Source organism: Dysosmobacter sp. (genome assembly GCF_052306735.1).
GTDB lineage: Bacteria > Bacillota > Clostridia > Oscillospirales > Oscillospiraceae > Oscillibacter.
This window is the reverse complement of sequence record NZ_DAWBAJ010000013.1, coordinates 41,030-50,951: the sequence shown is the minus strand read 5'-3', so window position 1 is coordinate 50,951 and position 9,922 is coordinate 41,030. Positions and strand designations below refer to the sequence as shown.

Annotated in this window: 14 protein-coding genes, 1 pseudogene and 1 other annotated feature; of the genes and pseudogenes, 2 read left to right on the top strand and 13 right to left on the bottom strand. The window is 58.7% G+C overall.

Going from position 1 to position 9,922, the window contains the following annotated elements:
- From ACT67G_RS05375 to rpmG, 7 genes and pseudogenes are all read right to left on the bottom strand, one after another.
- Nucleotides 1-217: pseudogene (locus ACT67G_RS05375) on the bottom strand (50S ribosomal protein L7/L12); the annotation flags it as partial.
- A 43-nt stretch (nucleotides 218-260) separates the two neighbouring features.
- Nucleotides 261-821: a 50S ribosomal protein L10 gene (rplJ, locus tag ACT67G_RS05370; RefSeq protein ID WP_325244993.1), complete on the bottom strand. Its 561-nt coding sequence runs from the start codon at nucleotides 819-821 to the stop codon at nucleotides 261-263.
- Between the two features lie 33 nt (nucleotides 822-854).
- Nucleotides 855-982, bottom strand: a sequence feature (ribosomal protein L10 leader region).
- A 98-nt stretch (nucleotides 983-1,080) separates the two neighbouring features.
- Entirely contained in the window at nucleotides 1,081-1,773 is a 693-nt protein-coding gene (gene rplA, locus ACT67G_RS05365) for a 50S ribosomal protein L1 (protein ID WP_325244995.1), read from the bottom strand.
- Nucleotides 1,774-1,860: 87 nt separating this feature from the next.
- Nucleotides 1,861-2,286 (bottom strand): 50S ribosomal protein L11, encoded by a 426-nt coding sequence (gene rplK / locus ACT67G_RS05360; protein WP_326215385.1) that lies wholly within the window; start codon nucleotides 2,284-2,286, stop codon nucleotides 1,861-1,863.
- Between the two features lie 126 nt (nucleotides 2,287-2,412).
- Entirely contained in the window at nucleotides 2,413-2,937 is a 525-nt protein-coding gene (nusG, locus tag ACT67G_RS05355) for a transcription termination/antitermination protein NusG (RefSeq protein WP_325246370.1), read from the bottom strand.
- Nucleotides 2,938-2,949: 12 nt separating this feature from the next.
- Nucleotides 2,950-3,165, bottom strand: coding sequence for a preprotein translocase subunit SecE (gene secE, locus ACT67G_RS05350; RefSeq protein ID WP_325246372.1), 216 nt, complete (start codon nucleotides 3,163-3,165; stop codon nucleotides 2,950-2,952).
- A gap of 37 nt (nucleotides 3,166-3,202) precedes the next feature.
- The gene (rpmG, locus tag ACT67G_RS05345) at nucleotides 3,203-3,352 is read right to left on the bottom strand and encodes a 50S ribosomal protein L33 (RefSeq protein WP_022289376.1); all 150 of its coding nucleotides are present in this window, start codon (nucleotides 3,350-3,352) and stop codon (nucleotides 3,203-3,205) included.
- 327 nt (nucleotides 3,353-3,679) lie between these two features.
- Here rpmG and ruvX point away from each other — a divergent pair, with 327 nt between their 5' ends.
- The gene (gene ruvX, locus ACT67G_RS05340; protein ID WP_443663331.1) at nucleotides 3,680-4,105 is read left to right on the top strand and encodes a Holliday junction resolvase RuvX; all 426 of its coding nucleotides are present in this window, start codon (nucleotides 3,680-3,682) and stop codon (nucleotides 4,103-4,105) included.
- 65 nt (nucleotides 4,106-4,170) lie between these two features.
- On the opposite strand, the gene ACT67G_RS05335 is transcribed toward ruvX, so the two are convergent.
- The 4 genes from ACT67G_RS05335 to ACT67G_RS05320 all read right to left on the bottom strand — a co-directional run bounded on the left by ACT67G_RS05335 (nucleotide 4,171) and on the right by ACT67G_RS05320 (nucleotide 7,022).
- Nucleotides 4,171-4,602: a hypothetical protein gene (locus ACT67G_RS05335; protein WP_443663329.1), complete on the bottom strand. Its 432-nt coding sequence runs from the start codon at nucleotides 4,600-4,602 to the stop codon at nucleotides 4,171-4,173.
- Nucleotides 4,580-4,819, bottom strand: a complete 240-nt coding sequence (locus ACT67G_RS05330) for a helix-turn-helix transcriptional regulator (protein WP_325246380.1) — start codon at nucleotides 4,817-4,819, stop codon at nucleotides 4,580-4,582. The genes ACT67G_RS05335 and ACT67G_RS05330 overlap by 23 nt, the downstream gene beginning before the upstream one ends.
- Before the next feature lie 141 nt (nucleotides 4,820-4,960).
- Nucleotides 4,961-6,385, bottom strand: coding sequence for a hypothetical protein (locus ACT67G_RS05325; protein ID WP_443663327.1), 1,425 nt, complete (start codon nucleotides 6,383-6,385; stop codon nucleotides 4,961-4,963).
- A 73-nt stretch (nucleotides 6,386-6,458) separates the two neighbouring features.
- Entirely contained in the window at nucleotides 6,459-7,022 is a 564-nt protein-coding gene (locus ACT67G_RS05320; protein ID WP_325246383.1) for a phosphoribosyltransferase family protein, read from the bottom strand.
- Nucleotides 7,023-7,328: 306 nt separating this feature from the next.
- Here ACT67G_RS05320 and gdhA point away from each other — a divergent pair, with 306 nt between their 5' ends.
- A complete protein-coding gene (gene gdhA, locus ACT67G_RS05315; protein WP_443663325.1) occupies nucleotides 7,329-8,678 on the top strand; it encodes an NADP-specific glutamate dehydrogenase in 1,350 nt (449 codons plus the stop codon).
- A gap of 83 nt (nucleotides 8,679-8,761) precedes the next feature.
- Here the strand turns inward: gdhA and ACT67G_RS05310 are convergent, their stop codons facing one another.
- Nucleotides 8,762-9,400: a YigZ family protein gene (locus ACT67G_RS05310; protein ID WP_443663324.1), complete on the bottom strand. Its 639-nt coding sequence runs from the start codon at nucleotides 9,398-9,400 to the stop codon at nucleotides 8,762-8,764.
- Entirely contained in the window at nucleotides 9,375-9,920 is a 546-nt protein-coding gene (locus ACT67G_RS05305) for a GNAT family N-acetyltransferase (protein WP_443663322.1), read from the bottom strand. Before ACT67G_RS05305 ends, ACT67G_RS05310 begins: the two co-directional genes overlap by 26 nt.
- Nucleotides 9,921-9,922: the final 2 nt, after the last annotated feature.

The following is a 9,922-nucleotide window of genomic DNA, read 5'->3' as shown; positions in this document are numbered from 1 at the left end:
TGATGACCTTGATCTTGGCAGCGGCGTCGAAGCCGGTCAGGACCACGTCGAAATCAGTCTTCTCCTCAGCAGCGGGAGCAGCAGCGCCGGCTGCGGGAGCAGCCATAGCGGCAGCAGACACGCCGAACTCTTCCTCCAGAGCGTGAACCAGCTCGCTGAGCTCCAGAACGGTCAGGCCCTTGATCTCTTCGATCATAGCAGTAACTTTCTCAGACATTGTAGTAGCCTCCTAATTGTAAAATAAAATGTGTGGCCGCAAATTATTCAGCGGCGGGAGCAGCCTCGGCTGCGGGAGCCTCCTCGGCGGGAGCGGCATCCTCGGCGGGAGCGCCGTTCTTCTCGGCGATCTGCTTCAGGACGACAGCCAGGCCGGTAATGGGGGCCAGCATGGTGCCCAGGAACTGGGCCTGCAGGACGGGCAGTGCGGGGATGGAAGCCAGGGACTGGATGGTCTCCAGGGAGACGGGCTTACCGTCCATGAAGCCGCCCTTGATCTCGAACTTGCCGTCCAGCTTCTTGGCGTAATTGGCCATGACACGGGCGGGAGCCACGGGATCCTCGCACAGAGCCAGGGACGTGGTACCGTTGAGCAGACCGTCCAGCTCGCTGAGGCCGGTGTTGTTGAAAGCAAAGCGGAGCAGGGTGTTCTTCACCACAGCGTAATCCACATTGCTCTCCCGGCACTCCTTACGCAGCGCGGTGTCTTCTGCAACGGTGATGCCCTTGTAGTCGACAATCACGCCCGCGGTAGCCTTCTGGATCTTCTCGGTCAGCTCGGCCACGATGGCCTGCTTCTCGGCTAAGACCTTTGCGTTAGGCATTCTTGTGTTCACCTCCAGAGAAATTGTAGGTGCGTTCAAAAAAAGGAACCGTCCTTGTGCGCAAAGACACACAAGGACGGATAGCAAATCATCATTTGCCGCCCTCGGCAGGACTTACGGGGAAACCCACCTGCTGTCTTTGGAACGCATCTGGTATTATATTCAAGTATTGCACAAATGTCAATACCCAAATATCGATTTTTCGCGGATGATCCGCTATCAGCGGAACTCCGCAGGCGGGGAAATCCCTCGCCGGAGATCACACCAACTTGGCGGTGTTCATCTTGACGCCGGGGCCCATGGTGGAAGCGGCCACGCAGCTTCTGATATACTGGCCCTTGGCAGCGGCGGGCTTGGCCTTGACGATGGCGCCCATGAGAGCGTTGTAGTTCTCGGTGAGCTTCTCGGGGCCAAAGGAGACCTTGCCGATGGGGCAGTGGATGATGTTGGTCTTGTCCAGACGATACTCGATCTTACCGGCCTTGACTTCCTTGACGGCCTTGGCCACGTCAGGGGTCACGGTACCGGCCTTGGGAGAGGGCATCAAGCCCTTGGGGCCCAGAACCTTACCGAGACGGCCAACCACACCCATCATATCGGGGCTGGCAACCACCACGTCAAAGTCAAACCAGTTTTCCTTCTGGATCTTCTCCATCATATCGGTATCGCCCACGTAGTCGGCACCAGCCTCACGGGCAGCGTCGGCCTTGTCGCCCTTGGCGAACACCAGCACGCGGACAGTCTTGCCGGTGCCGTGGGGCAGCACGATGGCACCGCGGACCTGCTGGTCAGCGTGACGGGAGTCAACGCCCAGCTTCACATGCAGCTCGACGGTCTCGTCGAACTTGGCGCTGGCGGTCTTGCAGATGAGAGCCATGCCGTCGGCAGCCTCGTACAAGGTGTTCTTGTCGATCTGCTTGGCACTTTCCTGATATTTCTTGCCTCTAAACAATGTTACTTCCTCCTCATAGTGGTTCTTCGGAATCGATCCTCCCACTGTATGGAGCGGCGGTCAACGCCGCTCGGCTGTTGTAAACGGTCAGTCGCCCACGACGACGCCCATGGAACGGGCGGTGCCGGCGATCATGCTCATAGCGGATTCCAGGCTGGCAGCGTTGAGGTCCTTCATCTTGATCTCAGCGATCTTCTGGATGGAGGCCTTGGAAATGGTAGCCACCTTGGTCTTGTTGGGGACACCGGAGCCGGACTCGATGTTGCACTCCTTCTTGATCAGGACGGCCGCGGGGGGCGTCTTGGTGATGAAGGAGAAGGAACGGTCGGCATACACGGTGATGACAACAGGGATGATCATGCCCATGTCGTTCTTGGTGCGCTCGTTGAACTCCTTGGTGAAGGCGGCGATGTTGACGCCGTGCTGGCCCAGAGCGGGACCAACGGGGGGTGCGGGAGTTGCCTTGCCTGCGGGGATCTGCAGCTTCACATAACCAGTAATCTTCTGTGCCACTTCAGTAGCACCTCCTAAATCTATAAATGTGGTGGCGGCCAGCGGCCGTCTTTGGCGGGACTTCGTCCCTCCCACTTGCGCCGGAAACGCCCGGTGCGGCGGCGCCCCAAGGGGCGCGGGTTTCTCTTACTCCTGGACCTCTACCTGATCCAGCTCCAGGTCTACCGGAGTCTCCCGTCCGAACATGGAGACCATGACGCTCACCCGGTTCTTCTCGGGCTCGATCTCCTCCACGACGCCGGTAAAGCTGGCCAGCGGGCCGTCCACGATCTTCACATGGTCGCCCACCTGGTACTGCACCACGATCTCGTGCTTCTCCATGCCCATGGCAAGCACTTCCTCCTCCGTAAGGGGGATAGGCTTGTTGGCGGAGCCCACGAATCCCGTGACGCCCCGGACGTTGCGGACCAGGTGCCAGGTATCGTCGGTCATGACCATCTTGATGAGCACATAGCCCGGGAAGACCTTCCGCTCCACCTCTTTTGAGGCGCCGGAATCGGTGACCTCGGTAACGGTTTCCATGGGGATTTCCATGCGCAGGATCATATCCTCCATGCCGCGGCCGGCCACAAACTTCTCGATGCTGCTCTTGACGGCATTTTCATAACCGGAATAGGTATGGATCACATACCACTTGGCGCTGTCTGACATGTCAATTACTCCTTAAGCACCAAACGCACTGAGGATCATCTGCACGGCGGAAACCGCCACGAAATCGAAGATCCAGATGCAAGCGCCGATCAGAAGGGAGCACAGCAAAACGGTACCGGTGTTGGCCAGCACGGTCTTGCGGGTGGGCCATACGACCTTCTTGAGTTCGCTTTTCATCTCGCGGAACCAAAGGCCGCGATCCTTTTTCTTCTTCGCTTCTTCTGCCATTAACGTTTACACGCCCTTTCTCAACAATTCCGCGGAATTACTTGGTCTCGCTGTGGAGCGTGTGCTTCCTGCAGAAGGGACAATACTTGTTGAGCTCCAGCTTGTCCGGAGTGTTCTTCTTGTTCTTCATGGTATTGTAGTTTCTCTGCTTGCACTCGTTGCATCTCAGGGTCACTTTTACGCGCATCTAACGGCACCTCCTTATAATTGGTATCGTCCCGGTTCAGCCGGGGATACCGACTGCCTCCCTGCCATTGGAAGGGTCCTTTTTCTCCGGCGCTGAAAAGCGAAAAAGCGCGCGAAAAAAAAGCCCTTTTCACAGGTAAGAGTGATTATACTACAAGGATTACCGAAGGTCAACTGTTTTTTGCAAAAATCTGTCAGGATTTTTTACTTCCTTGCGTCCGGTTTTTCCTTATGCTATCATAAACCCACGATCCGGGCAATTCTCCCCCATCAGAGCCATGCTGCGTCCCGGGGGGAACGCCCTGCATCCGGAAAGAGAGGAACGCATATGCGCATTATGGCCATCGACTACGGTGACGCCCACACCGGCATCGCCATTTCCGACCCCACTGGTTTTCTTGCGGGCTTCACCACCACCATCAACGCCTACCGCCCCGAGGCAGTGGCGGAGCAGATCGCCCAGCTGGCCGCCCAGCACGGCGCGGAAGAGCTGGTACTGGGGCACCCAAAGAACATGGACGGAACCCGGGGTCCCCGGGCGGAAAAGGCGGAGGCCATGGCGGATATGCTGCGCCAGGTCACGGGGCTGCCTGTGGTACTCTGGGATGAGCGCCGCACCACCATCGACGCCCACCAGATTCTCTTTAACAGCGGCAAGAATGCCAAAAAGCGGAAGAAAACCGTGGATGCTGTGGCGGCGTCGTTAATCCTGGAGGGCTACCTTACCTATAAAAAAAGCCATCCCAACGGATGACTTCCATTTTCGCCAAACCGGCAGGGGAGCGCGAATGCAGCGCTCCCCTGCCGGTTTTCACATCCTTACAGCCGATTTTCAAAGTAAAGCTTACTTACCAGCCGGGACACCAAGGCCGCCAGATACAGCACCAGGCAAGCTGAGAACAGGCCCAGGTAAACGTCCTCTTTCGTTACGCCGTAGCCCACTCCGCAGGCCAACAAGCCTGCCACCACCAACCACCACAGCACCCTGTAGCACACTGCCTGGCTGCGCAGCTCGATCCATCGGTTCCGCTCGTCCCGTTCCTCCCTCCGGTCCTCCCGGGACTTCTCCCGGTCCAGACTCCGCAGGATAACGCCCACCCCTGTCAGTATCAGCAGTACTGTCAGGACGCCGTCCTTGACGGAGAAGCGCTCCCAGCCCCGGATCAGGCAGGTCACCGGCAGGGCCACGCCCAGGACCAGCAGGCACAGACCGCCGCAAAAGTTCTTCTTATGATAGATCTTCCAGTTCATACTCCTGATCCTCCAGTCTCTTGTTCTCCTCCAGACAATACAGCTCCTCCACCGTGGTGCCGAACACCTGGGCGATCCGATACGCCAGCAGCAGCGAGGGATTGTACTGCTCCTTTTCCAGGGAAATGATGGTCCGGGAGGACACACGCACCTGCTCCGCCAGCTGCTGCTGGGTCAGTCCCAACTTCTGGCGCAGCTCCCGCACCCGGTTTTTCATCGTCCTCCCCTCCTTATGAACATGAAGCACGCTTCACATGAAGTATACTTCATATTATATAAGCCTCTTTTCGTTTGTCAAGAGGAGCGTCTAAAATAAAGAAGCCGCACGCCTTTCGGCGTGCGGCTCAGCTTCCCTGTTTCACTTCTGATCCTGCAGGACGGTCTCCGGAGGGCGGTCCAGCTGCCAGGGATCCGACAGCAGCTCATGGAGAGAGCGCATGGCGGCAGCAAAGTAGAAGCCATCCACGATGCGTTCGTCAGTCACAAAGCAGCAATCCACATATTTCTTTCGGGCCACGGTGCCGTCCCGCTGCACTTCGTAGACCCGGCGCTTACGGCCGAAAGAGCAGAACACCGGCACATTGCCGAAGTCATAGAGATGATGGTAGATGGGCGGGATCCCCAGAGACGCCATGGAGGTGATGTACAGGGATCCATGAAAGGGGGACAGCCGGGTCAGCCACCGGGGCAGCCAACCAAAGTAATCCGCCGTCTGCAGCACAAAAACCAATCCCTTGAGGGCCAATCCCGGCACGGCATTGAACGCTCCGGCCAGGGCGTCGAAGGAGGTATCCGTGGGAGAATCCTTCACCTGGCGGATCCGGGCGTGGAAGCGCTGGTAGACCTCCTGCGCCGTATCTGCCGGATCGAATGTCACCTTGATGACGGTGTCCGGCGAATCCGTAGACATTTCCTTCTTCACCGTCATGTTGATCTCAATCTCCCGGTCCCGGGTGTAGATCTTCTGCCCGGCAATAAAGCGATTGAGCCCCGGGTACCGGGCACAGGTGCGAACATAGGCCGCCAGCAGCACATGGAGGATGCCGAAATTCTTCATGCCCTCCCGGCGCTTTTCCAGAATGTAGCGCTCCGTGTTGCTGACTTCGATCTGATCGGTGATGTAATTCTGGGAGGTGTTCCGGGTCTTCATGATGTACGGAGACACCGCGAAGATGGGAGAAAGCGTCCGTACCCGCCGTCCGTCATTGCGGTCGCCGAAGCGGCGGACATACTCCTCCGGCGCCGGAAGGTGCCGCCGCATAGCCAGGGACACACACAAAAGCCCGCCCATGCAGCAAAGCACCGATACCTCCGGCAGCCAGTCATGGAGCGGCCAGCCCAGCTTCTGGGGATCCTCCACCAGCAGATGGTACAAAAGGGGCAAGCCAAACAAAAACCACAGCGGTACCTGGGTAGGAATACGCCCCGTCACCGTAGCGGTGTAGAGCACCGCCACCAGCGTATAGAGCAGCAGGCACAGCACCATATGTACGGCACTTGGAAACCCAAAAGCCTTTACAGCAAAGAAGATGCAGCCCATCCATACCGGAACCGCCGTTCGATAGAGACGGTCCTTCCGGTCCGCCAGCACCATCAGGATGAACAGCACACAGGCCGCCACAGGCAGTACGATCTGCATCCAGAAAAAGCCGGAAGACATCCCCTGCTCCCCCGCTGCCCAGGCAATCCGGATGACAGCGGACCCCAGCATCAGCAGCACGGAAAGAGCCGCCAGCATCGTCAGCCCACCGCCGGGGACGGCGTAGACCACACGTTTTTTCATGTTCTCTCCCCCTGTTCAAAAAACCGGGGATACCGTCCGCAGACGGTATGCCCCGGTTCGCGACTGCGGTGCTTTATGCTTTGACAGTTCCGTCGGAATTGAACAGCGGCAGCGGTGCCAGGAACCGGATATCCGGCCGCTTCTGGGCATCTCCCTCCGCCAGAACGGACACACGCCCTGCCACTGTACCGCCGGCCTTCTCCACCAGGCTCTCCATGGCATGGAGGGAGCCGCCGGTGGAGATGACATCATCCATCAGCAAAATCCGTTTTCCCCGGATCAGATCCGCGTCATCCCGGCCCAGGTAGAGCTTCTGTACCCCGGCGGTGGTGATGGAGTGATCCTCCACGTGGATGGGGTCGGGCATATAGGCCTTGGGGCCCTTGCGGGCAATGAAATACTTGGCGGCCCCGGACTGCCGGGCCATCTCATGGATCAGCGGGATGCTCTTGGCCTCCGCTGTAAGCATGTAATCATACTCTTCTGCCGGAACCAGCTTCAAAAGCTCCCGGGCACAGGCCACCGTCAGTTCCGCATCGCCAAAGACGATAAATGCGCCGATGTAAAGATCATCCGTCACCTTGCAGATCGGCAGCTCCCGGTGGATCCCTGCCACATCAATCGGATATGTCATCATGTGGGTATTCCTCCCTCCAAAACTCAGCGCGCCCGCAGACGCATAATATACCGCCGACATTATATAATTTCCTGGATTTGAAAGTCAAGCGCAACAGCCGGTAAAACCAGTCTGCGCCATGAATTTCCCCCGTTCCTTAGCACTATTCACAAAAATATGACAAATTTTTTCTATCTAAAGGAAAAATATCATTCAAAATGCTGAATAGCCGCTTGTTTCACGGTGGAATACATGGTACACTGTATACAAGAGGCCACAGGATTCCCCCAGGGGGAAATGCGAATCGAAATGAGGAGGCTGATTGACATGAATGCATATCTGGCAAGTGTCATCGAAAACGTGAGGAAAAAGCACGCCAATGAGCCGGAATTCGTCCAGACGGTGGAGGAAGTGTTCTCCTCTCTGGAGCCGGTAATCGAAAAGCACCCGGAATATGAGAAAGTGGATCTGCTGGGCCGCATGGTGGAGCCCGAGCGGATGTTCACCTTCCGGGTAGTGTGGATGGCGGACGACGGCACCTGGCACACCAACATCGGCTACCGCTGCCAGTTCAACGGTGCCATCGGCCCCTACAAGGGCGGCCTGCGGTTCCAGCCCAACGTTTATCCCGGCATCATCAAGTTCCTGGGCTTCGAGCAAATTTTCAAGAACAGCCTCACCGGATTGCCCATCGGCGGCGGCAAGGGCGGCGCCGACTTCGATCCCACCGGCAAGTCCGACGCGGAGATCATGCGCTTTTGCCAGAGCTTCATGCAGGCCCTCTATCGCTACATCGGCCCCGACGTGGACGTGCCCGCCGGCGACATGGGCGTGGGTGCCCGGGAGATCGGTTACCTCTACGGCGAGTACCGCCGCCTGAAGGGCGCCTTTGAAAACGGCGTCCTCACGGGCAAGGGCTTCTCCTACGGCGGCAGCCGCATTCGCCCGGAGGCCACGGGCTTCGGCGCGGTGTATTATCTCCAGAACGTGCTGGAGCACGAGGGCGAGAAGATCGAGGGCAAGACCATTGCCTGCGCCGGCTTCGGCAATGTCACCTGGGGCATCTGCAAGAAGGCGGCGGAGCTGGGCGCCAAGGTGGTGACCCTCTCCGGCCCCGACGGCTACATCTATGATCCCGACGGCGTGGTGACGGATGAGAAGATCAACTACATCGTGGAGATGCGCGCCAGCGGCCGCAACAAGGTAAAGGACTACGCGGATAAGTTCGGCGTGGAGTTCCATCCCGGCGAGAAGCCCTGGGGTGTGAAGGTGGATATCTGCATGCCTTCCGCCATGCAGAACGACGTCCATATGGAGCAGGCCCAGCAGATCGCCGCCAACGGCGTGAAGTATTACATCGAGGTGGCCAACATGCCCACCACCAACGACGCTCTGAAGTTCCTGATGGAGCAGCCCGGGATGATCGTGGCGCCCTCCAAGGCCGTCAACGCCGGCGGCGTGGCTACCTCCGCCCTGGAGATGGCCCAGAACAGCGAGCGCCTGGTGTGGACGGAGGAGGAAGTCGACAAGCAGCTCCACCAGATCATGAACACTATCTATCAGATGAGCGTGGACGCGGCGGAGCAGTATGGACTGGGGTACAACCTGGTGGCCGGCGCCAACATCGCAGGCTTCCAGCGGGTGGCTGACGCCATGATGGCCCAGGGCGTATTCTAAGGGATTTTCAAGATCTACATATCACAAAATGCAAAAGATCGGCAGGACGGATGTTCCGTCCTGCCGATCTTTTGCGTATGCTTTCAGTTGGCCTCCTGCCGGGGACCAGGCAAAAACTCCTCGCCGGATGGCAGCATCTCCAGCCCACCGGCGGAGAGCTCCGTCAAACGGGGGGCAAACTGCTCCGCGCCGCCAGCCGGAAAAGCCGCCTGCAGGAGGATATCCGCACCGTAATCCGCACTGCGCACCACGCCGCCACAGGCGGCAATCTCCAGCTTCACCCGCTCTAAAAGCGGGTAGGTACAGGGCACCTCCCACAACGTCCAAAGACTCATCTGAGAAATGCCCGCCGCGTCCAGGGCATCCCTGGCTCCCCGGGTATAGGTCCGGGTGAGCCCGCCGGCACCCAGCAGGATCCCGCCGAAGTACCGGGTCACCACGCAGCACACATTGGTGACCTCCTGGCGCTGGAATACCGCCAGCATGGGCTGGCCTGCCGTTCCCTGAGGCTCCCCGTCATCAGAGTAGCGCACGATGCCGCCCTCGTGGAGCAAATAGCACCAGCAGTTGTGCCGGGCGTCGTAGTAACGCTTTTTCATCTCCTCGATGTGGAAGCGCGCCTCTTCCTCCGTCTCCACCCGCCAGATATGGCTGATGAAGCGGGAACGCTTTTCCGTGAACTCGCTCTCCGCGTTCTCAAAAGGCACCCGATATCCGCTCACGCCAGTCCTCCCCTGTCAGCACATAGTAATAGATCAGCTTGTCCTGCTCTCCGTGGCGCTCTGTACGGGAGGTGCAGTAGTGAAAGCCGCACTTTTGGATGACCCGGGCGCTGCGCCAGTTCCCTGCAACATGCCCGCACCAAACTCGTTTTATTGCAATCTGTGTAAAGGAATAATCCAGCACGGCTTTCATGGCCTCCGGCATCAGACCCTTGCCCCAGAGATCCGGACGGAGGCTATACCCCGCCTCATCGTCCGGGCAGTTTGGATGATCTCCCATAGGGTGGCGGCCCACCAATCCAACAGAGCCCACCACCCGTCCGGTCTCCCGCAGCTCCACGGCAAATACGTGGGGAGCGGCGAACACCGTACGGATGATCTCCCGGCTCTCTTCCACGCTTCTATGGGGTGACCAGCCCGCTATGGGCCCTACCCGGGGATCCCGGGCATAGTCATAGAGATCCTCCGCGTCTGCCGGAGTAAAGGGCCGCAGCACCAGCCGGGGTGTTTCCAGAATCATGT